This is a genomic window from Pectobacterium sp. A5351, from assembly GCF_028335745.1.
Classification (GTDB): domain Bacteria; phylum Pseudomonadota; class Gammaproteobacteria; order Enterobacterales; family Enterobacteriaceae; genus Pectobacterium.
Map to the genome: position 1 here is coordinate 4,057,429 of NZ_CP116477.1, position 16,094 is coordinate 4,073,522.

Annotated in this window: 14 protein-coding genes and 4 tRNA genes; 7 read left to right on the forward strand and 11 right to left on the reverse strand. The window is 53.6% G+C overall.

Annotation, left to right across the window (positions count from 1 at the left end):
• Positions 1–7: 7 nt before the first annotated feature.
• The 6 genes from O1Q74_RS18705 to O1Q74_RS18730 all read left to right on the forward strand — a co-directional run bounded on the left by O1Q74_RS18705 (position 8) and on the right by O1Q74_RS18730 (position 6,708).
• A complete protein-coding gene (locus O1Q74_RS18705) occupies positions 8–1,333 on the forward strand; it encodes an MmgE/PrpD family protein (protein WP_271875009.1) in 1,326 nt (441 codons plus the stop codon).
• 75 nt (positions 1,334–1,408) lie between these two features.
• Positions 1,409–2,170 (forward strand): sulfite exporter TauE/SafE family protein, encoded by a 762-nt coding sequence (locus tag O1Q74_RS18710; RefSeq protein WP_271875010.1) that lies wholly within the window; start codon positions 1,409–1,411, stop codon positions 2,168–2,170.
• A gap of 221 nt (positions 2,171–2,391) precedes the next feature.
• Entirely contained in the window at positions 2,392–3,444 is a 1,053-nt protein-coding gene (locus tag O1Q74_RS18715; RefSeq protein ID WP_271875011.1) for an amino acid ABC transporter substrate-binding protein, read from the forward strand.
• A 122-nt stretch (positions 3,445–3,566) separates the two neighbouring features.
• Complete coding sequence (locus O1Q74_RS18720; RefSeq protein ID WP_271875012.1) at positions 3,567–4,790, forward strand: amino acid ABC transporter permease; 1,224 nt, start codon at positions 3,567–3,569, stop codon at positions 4,788–4,790.
• Positions 4,791–4,800: 10 nt separating this feature from the next.
• Positions 4,801–5,910 (forward strand): amino acid ABC transporter permease, encoded by a 1,110-nt coding sequence (locus tag O1Q74_RS18725; RefSeq protein ID WP_271875013.1) that lies wholly within the window; start codon positions 4,801–4,803, stop codon positions 5,908–5,910.
• A 42-nt stretch (positions 5,911–5,952) separates the two neighbouring features.
• A complete protein-coding gene (locus tag O1Q74_RS18730; RefSeq protein ID WP_271875014.1) occupies positions 5,953–6,708 on the forward strand; it encodes an amino acid ABC transporter ATP-binding protein in 756 nt (251 codons plus the stop codon).
• Positions 6,709–6,767: 59 nt separating this feature from the next.
• Here the strand turns inward: O1Q74_RS18730 and O1Q74_RS18735 are convergent, their stop codons facing one another.
• The 6 genes from O1Q74_RS18735 to purB form a co-directional block, all read right to left on the reverse strand.
• Positions 6,768–7,925: a M20 peptidase aminoacylase family protein gene (locus O1Q74_RS18735; RefSeq protein ID WP_271875015.1), complete on the reverse strand. Its 1,158-nt coding sequence runs from the start codon at positions 7,923–7,925 to the stop codon at positions 6,768–6,770.
• 77 nt (positions 7,926–8,002) lie between these two features.
• Positions 8,003–8,764 (reverse strand): amino acid ABC transporter ATP-binding protein, encoded by a 762-nt coding sequence (locus O1Q74_RS18740; RefSeq protein ID WP_271875016.1) that lies wholly within the window; start codon positions 8,762–8,764, stop codon positions 8,003–8,005.
• 9 nt (positions 8,765–8,773) lie between these two features.
• Positions 8,774–9,445, reverse strand: coding sequence for an amino acid ABC transporter permease (locus tag O1Q74_RS18745; RefSeq protein WP_010294604.1), 672 nt, complete (start codon positions 9,443–9,445; stop codon positions 8,774–8,776).
• Between the two features lie 80 nt (positions 9,446–9,525).
• Positions 9,526–10,317, reverse strand: coding sequence for an amino acid ABC transporter substrate-binding protein (locus tag O1Q74_RS18750; protein WP_271875017.1), 792 nt, complete (start codon positions 10,315–10,317; stop codon positions 9,526–9,528).
• Positions 10,314–10,856 (reverse strand): GNAT family N-acetyltransferase, encoded by a 543-nt coding sequence (locus tag O1Q74_RS18755; RefSeq protein ID WP_010294608.1) that lies wholly within the window; start codon positions 10,854–10,856, stop codon positions 10,314–10,316. The genes O1Q74_RS18750 and O1Q74_RS18755 overlap by 4 nt, the downstream gene beginning before the upstream one ends.
• A 9-nt stretch (positions 10,857–10,865) precedes the next feature.
• The gene (gene purB / locus O1Q74_RS18760) at positions 10,866–12,230 is read right to left on the reverse strand and encodes an adenylosuccinate lyase (protein ID WP_271875018.1); all 1,365 of its coding nucleotides are present in this window, start codon (positions 12,228–12,230) and stop codon (positions 10,866–10,868) included.
• A 248-nt stretch (positions 12,231–12,478) separates the two neighbouring features.
• On the opposite strand from purB, the gene O1Q74_RS18765 reads away from it, so the two are divergent.
• Positions 12,479–13,786 (forward strand): histidine-type phosphatase, encoded by a 1,308-nt coding sequence (locus O1Q74_RS18765; RefSeq protein WP_271875019.1) that lies wholly within the window; start codon positions 12,479–12,481, stop codon positions 13,784–13,786.
• 123 nt (positions 13,787–13,909) lie between these two features.
• Here the strand turns inward: O1Q74_RS18765 and O1Q74_RS18770 are convergent.
• From O1Q74_RS18770 to thrP, 5 genes are all read right to left on the reverse strand, one after another.
• Positions 13,910–13,986 (reverse strand) — tRNA-Pro (locus O1Q74_RS18770).
• 44 nt (positions 13,987–14,030) lie between these two features.
• Positions 14,031–14,117 (reverse strand) — tRNA-Leu (locus tag O1Q74_RS18775).
• Between the two features lie 42 nt (positions 14,118–14,159).
• Positions 14,160–14,235: transfer RNA gene (locus tag O1Q74_RS18780), tRNA-His, on the reverse strand.
• 115 nt (positions 14,236–14,350) lie between these two features.
• A tRNA-Arg gene (locus tag O1Q74_RS18785) sits at positions 14,351–14,427 on the reverse strand.
• A 139-nt stretch (positions 14,428–14,566) separates the two neighbouring features.
• Positions 14,567–15,958, reverse strand: a complete 1,392-nt coding sequence (gene thrP / locus O1Q74_RS18790; protein ID WP_271875020.1) for a bifunctional threonine/serine APC transporter ThrP — start codon at positions 15,956–15,958, stop codon at positions 14,567–14,569.
• Positions 15,959–16,094 lie beyond the last annotated feature (136 nt).

Consider the following 16,094-nt stretch of genomic DNA (forward strand, 5'->3'; position numbering starts at 1 on the left):
TACTTTCATGACCATTGCCCGCCAGCTTGCCCATAATCTGCTGGAATTCTCTCGCCAGACGTTTCCTGCCGACGTATTGGCACACGCCCGCACTGCCGTCATTGACACGCTGGGCGTCACGCTCGCGGGGGGAGTTCAGGACGGTGCACAAAAACTCAGGGCGGTGATCGTTCCCTCCACCGCCGTGGGAAAGAGCCGCATTTTCGGCACCGACCTCACACTGAACGCGCTGGACGCTGCGCTCTTGAATGGCACATCCGCACATTTACTCGATTTCGACGATTCCAACTCCTGGCTGCACGGGCATATTTCCGTCGCCGTGCTGCCCGCGCTGCTGGCATTGGCTGACGAGCAGGAAGCTGATGGAGAAACCATCCTGCACGCCTACCTGTGCGGCTATGAAACTGCGGTACGCATGGGCAAAGCCGTCAGCCCTTTTCAATATCGCAACGGCTGGCACCCGACAACGTCCGTCGGCATTTTCGCGGGCGTGGCAGCCTGCGCGGTGCTGCTGAAGCTTAGTGAAGAAGAAACGGCGACCGCCTTTGCAATCACGGCATCACTCGCCTCCGGCATCAAATCCAACTTCGGCAGCCAAACGAAATCGCTGGCGGTCGGTCACGCTAACCGCAGCGCCGTCATGGCGGTATTATTGGCGCGTCAGGGGTACAGCGCGGGGGATACCGCATTTGAACATCACCACGGGTATTTCAACGTCTACAACCGCGCCGCCGAAAACGTCGACACCACGCCGTTAACCGAACCTTGGTCCGCACCGTCTCATATTCTGGACCCCGTAAAAGGGAATAATTTTAAATATTTCCCCTGCTGCTACGCCATTCTGGCACCACTGGACGGGCTGCTGGCGCTGCGCGAGGAAACCGGACTGGAGCCTGAATCGCTGGAACGCATTCAGATTGCCATCCACCCTATTCGCTTCCCGCACATCAACATCCCGACGCCGGATACGCCGCTGGCGGGGAAATTCAGCCTGCACTACTGTATTGCCCGTGCCTGGGTGCAGGGAAAGCTGACGCTGGACGATTTTATTGACGAAGCGGCGCTGCACGACCTCACCACACAATCGCTGATGGCACGCGTTGAACTCATCTGTCATGACGAGCCCACCACACACACGGCGCACGTTACGCTAATCACTCGTGACGGCCACACCTATCATCGTCGCGTGGCAGGTGCGTGTGGCTCCAGCGCAGAGAACCCGCTGCCGGATAATCTGATTGCGGAGAAATTCATCGACTGCGCCAGTCAGGCTTTGCCACGCCCTGAGGCGCTGGCGTTGTATCAACGCCTGCTGCATGACGATTATCGTTAACAGCGGAACGGGTGCTTGATACGAATTGAACGCATCAGGCATTATCATTTGCTCGACCACGCGATGGGTTTCACCATGCTACATCTTGTTCCGCCCGACATTTCTCCGCTCTTTGCCGGTATCCTGATTTTTTGCAGTTTTTTGACGTCGGCGTTAACGGCCGCGCTGGGGCTGGGCGGTGGCGTCACCTTGCTTGCGATCATGGGTCTCGGGATGCCAGTCAGCAGCCTGCTGCCGGTACACGGCATCGTCCAGCTAGGCTCCAACCTGAGCCGCAGCCTGATTCAGCGTTTGTATATCGTCTGGCCATTGGCGCTGTGGTTTTTTATCGGCAGCGTCATCGGCATCGCACTGGGCGCGCCCGTCGTCGTTTGGATCCCAGACAGCGTGGCAAAAATTGCGCTGGCCAGTTTCATTCTGTGGTCGGTTTTTCGTAAACGCACCGCGCCAAAACCGGTTAATCGATTGTTCTTCATTCTCGGTGGTGCGCTCACCAGCCTTGGCACCATGATCGTCGGCGCAACAGGCCCGATGGTCGCTGGGCTTATCAGTTCTCAAGGGCTGACCAAACAGCCGCTGATCGCCACACATGCGCTTTGCATGGTGTTACAGCACGGCTTGAAGATTCTGGCATTCGGGCTGATGGGGTTTGCCTATCACGACTGGCTGCCGATGCTGGCCGCAATGATTGCCAGCGGTGTACTGGGTACCTGGCTGGGCACGCGCCTGCTGGACAATCTGCCCGAAAAACTTTTCCGCACCACTTTTCGCCTCACCATGTTGATTCTCAGCGCTCAGCTCATTTGGCAAGGCGTACAAGGCCTGCTCGCCCGCTAATCTCTCCCTTCTGTGCCTTGCTTACCGTGCGAGGCGCAGTTCTCTGTTCCCCTTCATGTGATCCCCAAAATGGCTATATCCACTATTCAGCTTTAGATAGAGAAATATGCTATTTGCCATTTGAATGTAACATTGAGAACATTTGTATACAAATGGACGCACCATAATAAAAACAATTGATTACAACACGTTAAAACAACACCGACTATTCTGAGGATACTATGCTGAGAAAACTACTCTCATTGACGACTGCCACAGCGCTGACTTTAGGGAGTCTCTTGCTGCCTGTTGCTCTGGCCACTGCCGCTGACGCTGGAAATGGCGAAACGCTCAAAAAGATCAAAGCACGCGGTGAGCTGGTTTGCGGCGTGCACCCGGCACGCCACGGCTTTTCTGCGATTGATAGCAAAGGGCAGTGGACCGGGCTGGACGTCGATTATTGCCGCGCGTTAGCCGCCGCTATTTTTGGCGATGCCAGCAAGGTGCGTTTTGCCGCCCTGTCTACCGCACAGCGCTTCCCAGCGATTCAGTCTGGTGAAGTTGACGTGCTGTCACGCAATATCACTGCCGATTTGTCGCGCGATACGTCGCTGGGGCTGAACTTCGCTCCGCCAACCTTCTATACCGGAACAGGCTTTATGGTGCGAGCCAGCGCCAATGTGAAGAAAGTGGAAGATCTGGATGGCGCGACCGTCTGCATCACACCGGGCAGCAGCACCGAGCGCAACGTCGCGCAGATTTTCGCGTCGCGCAACCTGCATTACACCCCGGTGGTTATTGAGAACAACAAAGAATATGTCGCGGCCTATCTGTCCGGGCGCTGCGACGTCATTGCCCGCGATAAAGTGGCGCTGCCCGGCGTACGCACCTTCGATGCAGAAAAGCCCTCTGACCACGTCATTCTACCGGGGATTTACTCAAAAGAGCCGTTGGCAATGGCAGTCCGTCAGGGCGACGATCAGTGGTACGACATCGTGAAATGGGTGGTGTATGCCACGTTCAACGCCGAAGAGATGGAAATCGGCCAGCAGAACGTGGACAGCAAGCTCAAATCCACAGATCCAGATATACAGGCATTGCTTGGGGTCACTGGCGATTACGGCCAGAAGTTAGGATTGAATAACCAGTGGGCTTACAACCTGATTAAGCAGGTAGGCAATTACGGCGATATTTATAACCGCCACTTCGGGCCAGATACCCCAGCCCCGCTGGAGCGCGACCTGAATAATCTCTGGACGAAAGGCGGTCTGCTCTACGGCCTGCCCATTCGTTAAGTCACCATGCTACTGGCGTCAGCATGGAGATCGTCGGCTGACGTCATACCACCGCATTCACGCATCGCTGTCACCGGGTGCGTGTTCTACTCGGTAATCACCAGAAGAAAAGACCGCCGGTAATGAAATCACCAAACAAGACGCTGCCGTCAGCCTCTGCACCACCGTGGCCGGGAGCGCTATCTTATTCGCGCCGTCTGTTGAACGCATTTGACAGCAAAGCGCTGCGCGCCTGGATTTATCAGTGCCTGCTCGGCCTCCTGATTGTTGTTTTCAGCTACTGGCTGTACGCCAATGTGGTCGAGAACCTGCGTTCGCAGAATATCGCGACAGGCTTTGGCTTTCTCGACCACGCGGCACAGTTTGAAATTGGTGAAAAGCGCATCGCGTTTACGCCACGCGACAGTTATCTGCGCGCGCTTGGCGTCGGGTTACTGAATACTCTGTACGTCACGCTATGCGGCATCGTACTCGCCACACTGCTGGGTTTTTCCGTCGGCATCGCCCGCGTCTCCCGCAACTGGCTACTGGCACGGCTTGCCGGGGGATACATCGAGCTGATGCGCAATATCCCCGTGATCTTGCAGGTGATTTTCTGGTCGGTGGTGATCCGTAATTTGCCCTCGCCACGCGATGCCATCGAGCTTGGTAGCCTGGGATTTCTGACCAATCGCGGGCTGTCTTTTGCTGTTCCCGCCGCACACCACGGCTGGCTGTGGATGGGAGTCGCCCTGCTTATCGCGGTACTGATTAGCCTGATCCTGAATCGCCTCGCACGCTACATGCGGGAAAATGCAGGCCGCTCTCTGCCTACAGGTCGCCTGACGCTGGCCGCGATCATCGGGTTACCGCTTCTGGTCTGGTGGCTTTCTGGCGCTCCAGCAGAGCTTGACCGACCTATCCTGCGCGGCTTTAACTTCCGCGGTGGCTTTACCGTCAGCCCTGAATTTACTGCGCTGCTGCTTGGCATTGCGCTCTATTCCTCTGCGTTTATCGCGGAAATCGTGCGGGCAGGCATTCAGTCTATCCCCAAAGGCCAGCTGGAAGCGGCGCGCGCGCTGTCTTTTTCGCCCTGGCATATGATGCGCCACATCATCATTCCACAGGCCATGCGCGTCATCGTTCCGCCGTTGACCAGTCAATATGTCAGCCTGTCAAAAAACAGTTCAATCGCAGTCGTGGTGGGTTACCCGGAGTTGGCGAACATCAGTAACACGCTGATGAACCAGACCGGTCAGGCGCTCGAAGTGATTGCCATCATGATGGTGGTTTACCTGACGGTCAGCATCGTGACATCGCTGCTGATGAACCTGTTTAACCGCGTCGTCGCCATCAAAGAGCGCTGAGGAGCACTGAATGTTATTTCCGGTACTGTCACTCTCCGCCGTTCCCAGCCGCTTGCGCACGCCGCTGCTGTGGCTGCGTCGCCACCTGTTCAGCAGCGTGCCGCAAACCGTACTCACACTGCTACTGGCGGTGCTAATGTGGAACGTCGGCAATAAACTGCTGTACTGGGGCATTCTCGATGCCGTGTGGTACACCACTGACCCAGACATCTGCCGCGTGGCCACTGGTGCCTGCTGGGCGGTGATCGTGGAAAAGCATCGCCCCATCCTGTTTGGCCTTTATCCTTACGATGAACACTGGCGTCTGATACTGGCGATGGGAATCTGGTTTCTGGCGCTTGGCCTGTCGCTGATGCCGCGCTTCTGGCACTCGCGCATCCTCTTACCGCTGTGGAGCGTCGCGGTAGTCGGCATCGCCATCCTGATGTCTGGTGGCGTGTTTGGCTTATCTTACGTGCCTTCCAGCGAATGGGGCGGACTGCCGCTGACGATTCTGCTGTTCAGCGGCACCGTCGTCATCGGGATGCCGGTTTCGGTTCTGCTGGCGCTGGGGCGGCGATCGCCGTTGCCTTTTCTGCGCGGTCTGTCGGTTATTTTTATCGAGGGCCTGCGCGGCGTGCCGCTCATCACGATTCTGTTCGTCGCCGTTAACGTCTTCCCACTATTCCTGCCCGCTGGGGTGGAAATCAACAAACTGCTGCGCATCATCATCGGCATCGCGCTGTTTTTCGCCTGCTATCAGGCTGAGGTGATTCGTGGTGGTTTACAGTCTGTTCCACGTGGGCAATACGAAGCGGCGATGGCGCTCAACCTCGGCTATTGGCACACGACGACCAAAATCATCCTGCCGCAGGCGCTGCGCATCTGCCTGCCCGCCATGACCAACCATATTATCGCCGCCATGAAGAATACCTCGTTCGTCATCATTATCGGGCTGTTCGACATCCTTACTGCCACCAGTTCGGTGATGCAGGACCCGCTATGGCGGCGTTATTACATTGAAACGTACCTTTTCATCTCGGCTATCTATCTGCTGTTTGGCTTCTTGCTCTCACGCTACGCGCTGTGGGTAGAAAAACGCATTGATGCCAGCCGTAACCCAGAAACGTATCACGGTTAAGCGATAGCCGTTGATGAAAATACCGATAGGAGCTTTGTTATCATGAGCTTAGCCAAAGACAGCAACGTCATTATTGAGATCGACGCCGTCAGCAAATGGTACGGTGCGTTTCAGGCGCTGAATAACGTGACGCTGAACGTGAAGAAAGGCGAGCGTGTAGTGATTTGCGGCCCTTCAGGCTCCGGCAAATCCACGCTCATCCGCTGCATTAACCGACTGGAAGAGCACCACGACGGACACATCCGCGTGAAGGGTATTGAGGTCAATGACAACATCAAGAACATCAATCGCGTGCGCGCCGGCATCGGTATGCTGTTCCAGCAGTTCAATTTGTTTCCCCACCTGAACGTGCTGGATAATCTGACGATCGGCCCGACACTGGTCAAACAGCGTAAGAAGCAGGAAGCCATTGATTTAGCGATGCACTACCTGGAAAAGGTGCATATCGCCAATCAGGCGCACAAATTCCCGCTACAGCTCTCTGGCGGTCAGCAGCAGCGCGTGGCCATTGCCCGGGCACTGTGCATGCAGCCGGAAATCATGCTGTTTGATGAACCCACCTCGGCGCTGGACCCGGAGATGATTAAAGAGGTGCTGGATGTGATGCTCGATCTGGCGGAATCCGGTATGACGATGATCGTCGTCACCCATGAAATGGGCTTTGCCAAAACGGTCGCGGACAAGGTCATTCTGATGGCCGACGGCAGCATTGTGGAATCCGCCCCACCGCAGGCGTTCTTCAACACGCCATCACACTCGCGCACGCGCCAATTTCTGGATCAGATCCTGAGTCATTAAGAGGCAAAAAATATCCGCGCGGAAAACCGACGCGGATACATTAACAAAATCAGGAGAACTTAGCGGGAGGAGAGTTGTTCCAGACTCTGCTTCGCCATCTGGTACAGATAGTGCGCGGTCGGGAACAGCGCGCGATCGTCAACGCGGAATTTCGGGTGGTGCAGCGCATACGGTCCGCCGGAGCCGACCATCATGAACGTACCCGGCAGTTTCTGCTGATAGAACGCAAAATCTTCACCAATCGGGCTGGCTTCCACGCGGCGAGCTTCAAACCCTTCGTCACTCGCTACATTCAGCGCAAACTCGACCCACTCCGGCGTGTTAACCACCGACGGCGGCCCAGCGTGCCACAGGAACTCGATTTCTGCGCCAAAGGTGCTGGCAATACCGGCCACGATCTGGCGGAAACGCTGTTCAATCAAATCACGCGCGTCCTGATTGAACGTTCTGACCGTGCCTTCAACATAGGCAGTATCCGGGATAACGTTCCAGGTGCTGCCGCTATGAACCTGAGTAATCGACACCACCGCATTGTTGTCAGAAGACACCGTACGGCTGATGATGGTCTGTACGGCAGAAATCAACTGACCCAGAATGATAATAGGATCGTTGCCTTCATGCGGCTTCGCGGCATGACAGCCTTTCGCAGCAATCTTGATCTCAAAGCGGTCAACACCCGCCGTCAACGCGCCATCTTTCCCGCCGATAACGCCAACAGGCAGCGTCGGATCGTTGTGGATACCGAAAATCGCTACCGCATTGTCCAATGCACCGACAGCAATCACTTCCGGCGCGCCCAGCCCTGTCTCTTCAGCCGCCTGGAATAAAATCCGCACCGTACCTTTCAGCTCTGGCTCAATTTTTTTCAACAGAATCGCCGCACCCAACGCCGCGGAGGAGTGAAAATCATGACCGCAGGCGTGCATCACCCCTTTATTGAGCGACGTGAATTCTACGCCAGACTCTTCTTCAATCGGCAGGGCGTCGATGTCAGAACGCACCACGACCAACGGGCCATCCTGAAGGCCGCCCACTTCGGCAACCAAACCCGTTTTCAGCGGCAGATCGAGGACGCGAATCCCCTCTTTTTCCAATACCGCACGAATCTTCTTCGTGGTTTCAAACTCCTGATTCGACAGCTCAGGGTTACGGTGTAAATCGTGGCGAAACGCCTGAATAAACTGAGCCAAAGGCTCATGCTGAGGTGCTGTTCTCATGAATACTTGCTCCACATTATCGTGCCCGGTCTCACAGGGCTGCCTTGTTCAGGCGTGCAGGTGTATCTACGTATGCGTTAAATATCGTACTCAAGCGGCTCAGGCAGCTTGGTCAACTGACGCAGGAAACGCTGGGTCTGCGGGTTGTCCGAGAAGCTAATGACTTGCTCCGCCGGACCTTCTTCAACGATGTGACCATCCGCCATGAAGATCACACGGTCAGCCACTTCTTTCGCAAACTGCATTTCATGGGTGACGATCACCATCGTGGTGTCGTTTTTCGCCAGCTTCTGAATCACCTGAAGCACTTCGTGTACCCTTTCCGGATCCAGTGCCGACGTTGGTTCATCAAATAGAATGGCTTTCGGATCCACCGCCAGCGCACGCGCAATACTCACGCGCTGCTGTTGCCCGCCGGACAGCGTCACCGGATACTGTGCCGCCTGCGGCAGCAGACCCACCTGCTCCAGCAGCGCCAGACCAATGTCATTCGCCTGCTTCTTCGGCATCTTTTTCACGACAATCAGCGCTTCCGTCACATTCTCCAGCGCCGTTTTATTCTTAAACAGGTTGTAACTCTGGAACACCATCGCCGTCTGACGGCGCAGCGCGTAGGCTTCTTTAGAGGAGTAACGACGCGTATCCAGCGTTTGTTCACCAATTTCGATCGTACCTGATTCCGGCGTCTCCAACAGATTCAGGCAGCGCAACAGCGTAGATTTACCCGAACCGGATGGACCGATGATCGCAACCACTTCGCCTTTCGCGATATCCAGACTAATGTTGTCCAACACCACCTGATCGCCAAAGCGTTTAGAAAGATTCTTTACACTGATCATGTCAGCCCCTTATCGCTGTAGCGAGTGATTCAGTTTCTTCTCCAACTGCTTTTGCAGCCAGGAATAAACAATGATCACCAACCAGTAAATCAGACCCACAACCAGGAAGGTCTCAAAGAAACGCAGAGATTCGGCAGCAATCATTTTGCCTTCCGCGAACAGTTCGGAGACACCCAACGCAAAAGCCACCGAGGTATCTTTAATCAGAGAAATGAACGTGTTCCCCGTCGCTGGCAGCGCGTTCAGCATGGCCTGAGGCAACACGATGCGGCGATAGACCTGCGCTTTACTCATGCCAATAGATAGGCCCGCTTCCGTCTGTCCGAAATCCACCGAGGCCAGACCCGCACGGAAAATCTCTGCCATATAGGCGGACGTTTTCAGGCTAAAGCCGATAATCGCCGCCGTCATCGCATCCAGATTGGATAAGCCGGGGAATAGCTGCGGCAGGCCGAAGTAGATAATAAACAACTGAACCAGCGATGGAATCCCGCGGAACAGCGAGATATACAGTTCGACGATTTTTACTACCACGACGATCTTGCTTTCACGGACTAACGCCAGTATCAGGCCGAGAACCATAGCAAAAAACATCGAAACCACGGCAAGGAACAACGTGGTCGGCAAATACATTAATACCTGAGGAAAGACTTTTAACAGGTAGGCAAGATCGACATTCATGAGTCATACCATTAATGCTTCCACCGGCCATATTGCGCCGGTGGAGAAGGTGATAAGTCAACCGACAAGCGGCAATAGCGTTACTTTTTCGGTGGAACAGAGATGTCCTCACCAAAGTATTTTTCGGCGAGCGCTTTCAGGCGTCCATCTTCACGCATTTTCGTCAATTCAGCATCGAATTGTTTACGTAATGCATCACCATTTTCGTCCTTATGGAACGGGAAGCTCACTTCTTCAATCACCAGCGGCTCACCAACCAGTTTGAACGGCAGGTTACGCTTATTGATTTCTGCCAACAGGATCGGACGTGAATTCACATAGCCTTCAACACGTTTAGACAACGCATCGTTCATCGCGCCATCGCGCGTTTCATAGGTACGAATATTCACGCTGCCGTCGGCAAAGGCTTTTTTCAGGTTGTTAACGTGGTTGGAACCCAGAACACCAGCCACCGTTTTCCCTTTCAGGTCAGCCAATGTATTAATGTCCGTGTTGTCTTTGTGCGTCACAATCTGGCTACCGTAATAACTGTACGGTTGGGCAAAGTTATACTTTTCCTGACGTGCGGGGGTAATTGCCACCACGTTCGCGACCGTATCCAGTTTTCTCGCTTCCAGTTGCCCCATCAGACCACTGAAATCGGCGGTAACCCACTCAACTTTGTAGTTCAGATCTTTCGCGATGGTTTCCGTCACTTCAACGTCAAACCCGACCAGCTTGTTATCTTGCTTGAAGCCACTTGGATAACTCTGGCCTGTTGAACCCACTTTCAGTACTTTTTCCTGCTCGGCGCTGCTTTTCCCAGAGTCACAGCCAGCGACAAGAAAGGCGGTCGTCAGCGCCAGAACAGACAACGTTACTTTTTTCATCATTTTACTGCCTCTCTTTTTGAATTTTTATCTTTCCACTGGTCATACAATTGGTTATCAAGGATTTTTTCCATCCAGATTGTCAGGTGTCCTTTTCCCAGATTCGTCTGCCCGACTTCCTTGAAACCATAATTTCTGTACATCTCAATCAGCCACGGGTGGTTTTGCGCGGTGCCAAGCGACACCGCAGGGGCTTTGAGCTGGTTAATCAGAATCTCTTCTTCCAGCCAGTTCATCATTTGCTTACCCAACCCCTGTTTTTTATAGCCAGGGTGCGTCGCAAACCAGCCCAAATGGGGCAAACCGAACGGGCCCGGCTCCGGCCCCCACGGATAGCGGATGGTAAATGACGACACCATCTCACCGTCTTTTTCCATCACATAAACGCCATGTGAGGCAATGTGCGTACGCACCATATCGATGTCCGCATGGGCGGCAGAAAAATTGATACCCAGTTGGCGAATCGGCTCAAATGCCGCCAGCGCCAGTGCCAGATAGGTCTCATCGTCCGCAAGCGTAGCCTGACGAAATACGATACTCATGATGTCACCTTATGCTGGCAGCAGGCCGGAGTTGTCCGCATAACGAATCACGTCATCCACTTTCTGCGGCGCACTGCCAACGTAGTTAGCCGGATTCAGCCATTCGTCCAGATCGGCGGCAGTCACCTGCTCGGAAAGCACCGGATGGGTCAATAGCACCGATTTAAACGATTGATTCTGCTCGAATGCCTGCATAGAGCATTCGTAAACCAGATGGTGAGCGGTCTGCTTGCCGAGACGTTTACCAATCTCAAACATCACTTTTTCAGACAGCAGCAGGCCATTTTGCAGATCGAGGTTCGCCAGCATTTGCTTCTCGTTGACGGACATGCCACGCAGGATGCCAAGCGCGTTCTGAAGCTGAGCGGACAGATAGATATTGATTTCCGGCAGCGCGATCCACTCCGCGCGCCAGCTCATCGCATCACGCTCATGCTCAACTTTCATGGATTCATGAATCAGCGCGGCGCTCTTAAACAGCGGAGCAGTCAGGCTCGCCAGCCCTTCCAGTGCGGCAGGATTACGTTTATGCGGCATCGTGGTAGAACCGATTTTCCCTTCGGAGAACGGCTCTTCGATTTCGTTAATCTCGGTGCGCATCAGGTTATACAATTCGTTGCCGATTTTACCCAGCGTACCGCTGATCAGCACCGCGACAGAGGCGTATTCGGAGAAACGATCGCGGGCAGACTGCCAGCCGATATTCGGCGTATTCAGCCCCAGTTTATCCAGCGTCAGACGCTCGATTTCCGGCCCTTGTTCGCCAAAAGAAGCATAGGTGCAGATGGCACCGTTGATGTTGCCGACGAGAACACGTTCCTTGATTTCACTCAGACGTTCGAGGTGGCGGATAAACTCATCCAGCCACACAGCCAGTTTGAAGCCAAACGTGGTAGGTAGCGCCTGCATACCGTGGGTACGACCGGCCATCAGCGTATGCTGGTGTTTCTTTGCCAGACGTTTCAACTCAACGGCCAGCAGTTGTGTATCTCTGACGACAATATCAAAAGATTGTTTCAGCTGTAACACCGTCGCCGTATCAACGATGTCCTGCGTGGTCACGCCGTAGTGAATAAACTCACCCGCGGCACCGCACTGTTTTTGAATCGCGGCAATCGTCGGCATCAGAGAATGCTTCATGCGCGCGGCATCTTTTGCAATCTCTTCAACGTTAAGCGCGCTTGCGTCAGCGTTTTCTGCAATGGTTTTTGCCGCATCCAGCGGAATGACACCCAGTTCACCCTCGGCAAGCGCCAGGGCAACTTCGACTTCGACCTGTTTAGTCAGGCGGTTATGCTCGGACCATACGCCGCGCATTTCAGGCGTGCCAAAATTATTCCCTATAAGAAGAAAATCAATAAGATGTGATGCCATAATTAACTCGTTAGTGTTGGATTTATCAGGCGGGGATTTATGTCGTCTTTTTAATTTTTAAAAATATAACATGCGGAAATTATGCGCTTTATACCTTTGGGATCTATCTTAGATCAAAAAGTTTGATTGCAAACTATGCATGCAGAAATGTTCGCTAACACTCTCTCCTCTGCTGAAAAACCCCTTTGTCACTTTCCTCTTCCTACAATGAAGCTCCTTATCCGTATGACCGCTGACGAAGGATTACCATGCTTTCCCACACGACATTACGCACTCCCCGTAGCTTATTGATTACCATGATCATTATTTCAGCTTTCTCTACTCAGGCTCAGGCTCAGGATCGCTATCTTCTGGAAAAGGTCGTTGAAGTCAGCCGTCATGGCGTACGTCCTCCAACAGAATCCAACACGACGACGCTGGAGTCCGGCACGGCACGAGAATGGCCGCAGTGGGTCACGCGTGACGGTGAATTAACCGGACACGGCTATGCTGCCACCGTGCTAAAAGGCCGCTATGAGGGCGAGTATTATCGTCAGCAGCATCTGTTCGCGTCAGGTTGCCCAACGGAACAGCAGATTTATGTGCTCGCCAGTCCGCTACAACGCACCCGCGCAACCGCACAAGCCTATATGGACGGCATGTTTCCGGGCTGCGGCGTTGCGACGCATGCCGTTGAGGATGAAAAGCAGGATCCGATGTTCCACGGGGATAAAATGGGGATTGGCACGCTTGACCCCGAACGGGCAAAGGCCGAAGTGCTGAAAGCCATGGGAGGTGATTTGGATATCGCCTATCAGCGTCTTAAGCCCAGCATCGAGCTGTTAAAGCAGGTTGTATGCGAGGCAGGTAAGCCGTGCCCGGTGTTTGATAAACCGTGGGCGAACAAGCAGGATAAAGAAGGTTCGATTTCTATCAGCGGCCTGAATACGCTGGCGAATATGAGCGAGGTTTTCCTACTGGAGTACAGCGAAAACTTGCCACTGGCACAGGTTGCCTTTGGTCATGTCCGCAACACACAAGATCTCATCCCGCTGATGGCACCGATGACCGCTAAATACGACTTCACCAATGATGTTCCCTATATTGCACAGCGCGGCGGTTCGCTATTCATGCAGCAAATCGCACAGGCTTTAGCGCAAGGGACGCAGGAAGAACAGGACACCACACAAGGTGAGCCACCAGCCGTCCCTTACTTGCTGTATGTCGCTCACGATACCAATATCGCCTACCTGCGCACACTGTTGCAGTTTCATTGGCAGCTACCCGGCGATACCGCCGATAACATTCCGCCCGCGGGCAGTCTGGTCTTCGAACGCTGGCGCGACACCACTACTCAGCAGCGCTTCTTGCGTATCTATTTCCAGACACAGTCGTTGGATCAGATTCGCTCACTGACGCCGCTTGACGATCGGCAGCCGTTACTGAAAGAGGAATTTACCTCTCAGGGCTGCCAGCAGACAGAAAAAGGCACGCTGTGTCCTTTTGATACCGCACTAAAATCAATGCGAGAAAGTATCGATAGCAGCGCGCTAGCGCCAGTGCATTACGCGCTGTAATGCGCGATATCGCAGGGAACCACAACGTCTTCTCGGGTTGATAAATCCGGCAAGGCTTTTGCCAGAGAAGGCGAATTGCAGACGAAAAAAAAGCACATCTTTCGATGTGCTTTTCTTTGTAATTGGTCGGCGAGAGAGGATTCGAACCTCCGACCCACTGGTCCCAAACCAGTTGCGCTACCAAGCTGCGCTACTCGCCGAATGTACTGCTTTTTTGAACATCACTGATGTTCTCGTTTGTGTGTGGTGCGAAGAGAGGGACTTGAACCCTCACGTCCGTAAGAACACTAACACCTGAAGCTAGCGCGTCTACCAATTCCGCCACCTTCGCATAACTCACAAACTGTCAATCAACTACTCTAGCTGCAAAATCTGGGGTGGCTAATGGGACTCGAACCCACGACAACTGGAATCACAATCCAGGGCTCTACCAACTGAGCTATAGCCACCATCACCACACTTTACATCTTATTACGCGGTACTTCCTTTTTACGGGATACTTTCTTTACGAAAAAAAGTGTACCACCGCAGCTCTTGCACACAACATACTTCATAAAAATATAATGGTGCGCCCGACAGGATTCGAACCTGAGACCTCTGCCTCCGGAGGGCAGCGCTCTATCCAGCTGAGCTACGGGCGCTTAGCGCCGTTGCGGGGCGGGATATTACGGGCTTAGCGACTGGCTGTCTAGTGCTTTTTTATCGAAATGATGCGTTTGATTATGATTTGTTCATTCCAAGCTAAATAACATACAGTTACGCCCTTCCCGCCCCAAAACACTACGATTTACCCCCTACCAACGACGTTTTTTTACCCAGTCCCAGTGCGAAATAACACAGGCTGACCACGGCTAAAAACGCGACACCGACCAATAAAGACATCCGCGTATCGATATTGATGTACATTCCCACCAGCACACACAGCAAAAACGCCATCGTCAGGTAGTTTACCCACGGGAACAATATCGATTTAAACGGATGTGCGGCCAGCGCGGCACGATGCTGTTCACGAAAACGCAGTTGGCTAATCAACACCACAAACCACGGCACCATGCCCGGTAGTACACTCGCGCTATAAACATAAACAAACACTTTTTCCGGGTTAGGGATAATGTAATTCAGCACCGACCCGGCCATCAGGCACAGAATCGAAATCATGACACCCGCAGCCGGTACGCCGCTGGCCGTCACTTTACCTAACCAGGCGGGAAGCTGGCGATTGTTAGCCAACGAATACAGCATACGCCCACAGCTATACATGCCGCTGTTACAGCCGGACAGCGCAGCCGTCAGTACCACAAAGTTGATGATACCTGCTGCCGCCGTAATGCCAATTTTCGCAAAGGTCAGCACAAACGGGCTGCCGGACGTGCCGATTTCATTCCAGGGGAAAATCGTGACGATAACGAAGATCGCGCCCACATAGAAAATCAGGATGCGCCACAGAATGTTGTTAATTGCTCGCTTCAGCGTCACCTGCGGATTTTTCGCCTCACCCGCCGTGATACCGACCAGCTCAACGCCCTGATAAGACGCCACCACCAGACAGAGTGCAAACAGCAGACCTTTCCAGCCTCCGGCCAGAAAACCGCCGTGTTCGGTCAGATGACTGAATCCAGTTGCCTGACCGTGGTTACCAAAGCCGAAGAAGATAATGCCGACGCCAACGATAATCATCACAACGATGGTGGTGATTTTTATCATTGCGAACCAGAATTCAATTTCGCCATACAGCCTGACTGCCGCAAGGTTTGCACCCGCCACCAGCGCAACCGCGGCGATAGCCGGTATCCACTGTGGCAAATCGGGGAACCAGTACTGAACATACACGCCAATGGCGGTAATTTCCGAAATCCCAACCGCCATCCACATAAACCAATAACCCCATGCGGTGAGATAACCGAAAAAGGGATTCATGTATTTGTGCGCGTAGACGGCAAACGATCCCGCGACCGGCTCCAGATAGAGCATCTCACCCATTGAGCGCATGATGAAGAAAACGAAGATCCCAGCGACAATATAGGCCAGCAATACCGATGGCCCTGCCCACTTCAGCGCGCTGGCCGCGCCCATAAACAGCCCGACGCCGATCGTGCCACCCAGCGCAATCAGCTCAATGTGTCGGGCTTCTAACCCCCGATGGAGTTTTTCCTGCTTTACATCTTCTGCCATATATCCTCTGTCTTTATGTTGTGCTTATCCCGGCTACTGCCGGTTATTGTTCTTATTCAGAAAGGCGATCGAGTAGAAAGAATGATCCCTCGCCTCAAATCAGCGGCCATGAAAATACCGTAATGTGAATGTGAAT

What these genes read in the sequence shown, in the direction of transcription:
- O1Q74_RS18705 (WP_271875009.1), top strand. Translation starts at nt 8, where the DNA reads ATGACCATTGCCCGCCAGCTTGCCCATAATCTGCTGGAATTCTCTCGC.
- O1Q74_RS18710 (WP_271875010.1), top strand. Translation starts at nt 1,409, where the DNA reads ATGCTACATCTTGTTCCGCCCGACATTTCTCCGCTCTTTGCCGGTATC.
- O1Q74_RS18715 (WP_271875011.1), top strand. Translation starts at nt 2,392, where the DNA reads ATGCTGAGAAAACTACTCTCATTGACGACTGCCACAGCGCTGACTTTA.
- O1Q74_RS18720 (WP_271875012.1), top strand. Translation starts at nt 3,567, where the DNA reads ATGAAATCACCAAACAAGACGCTGCCGTCAGCCTCTGCACCACCGTGG.
- O1Q74_RS18725 (WP_271875013.1), top strand. Translation starts at nt 4,801, where the DNA reads ATGTTATTTCCGGTACTGTCACTCTCCGCCGTTCCCAGCCGCTTGCGC.
- O1Q74_RS18730 (WP_271875014.1), top strand. Translation starts at nt 5,953, where the DNA reads ATGAGCTTAGCCAAAGACAGCAACGTCATTATTGAGATCGACGCCGTC.
- O1Q74_RS18735 (WP_271875015.1), bottom strand. Translation starts at nt 7,925, where the DNA reads ATGAGAACAGCACCTCAGCATGAGCCTTTGGCTCAGTTTATTCAGGCG.
- O1Q74_RS18740 (WP_271875016.1), bottom strand. Translation starts at nt 8,764, where the DNA reads ATGATCAGTGTAAAGAATCTTTCTAAACGCTTTGGCGATCAGGTGGTG.
- O1Q74_RS18745 (WP_010294604.1), bottom strand. Translation starts at nt 9,445, where the DNA reads ATGAATGTCGATCTTGCCTACCTGTTAAAAGTCTTTCCTCAGGTATTA.
- O1Q74_RS18750 (WP_271875017.1), bottom strand. Translation starts at nt 10,317, where the DNA reads ATGATGAAAAAAGTAACGTTGTCTGTTCTGGCGCTGACGACCGCCTTT.
- O1Q74_RS18755 (WP_010294608.1), bottom strand. Translation starts at nt 10,856, where the DNA reads ATGAGTATCGTATTTCGTCAGGCTACGCTTGCGGACGATGAGACCTAT.
- purB (WP_271875018.1), bottom strand. Translation starts at nt 12,230, where the DNA reads ATGGCATCACATCTTATTGATTTTCTTCTTATAGGGAATAATTTTGGC.
- O1Q74_RS18765 (WP_271875019.1), top strand. Translation starts at nt 12,479, where the DNA reads ATGCTTTCCCACACGACATTACGCACTCCCCGTAGCTTATTGATTACC.
- thrP (WP_271875020.1), bottom strand. Translation starts at nt 15,958, where the DNA reads ATGGCAGAAGATGTAAAGCAGGAAAAACTCCATCGGGGGTTAGAAGCC.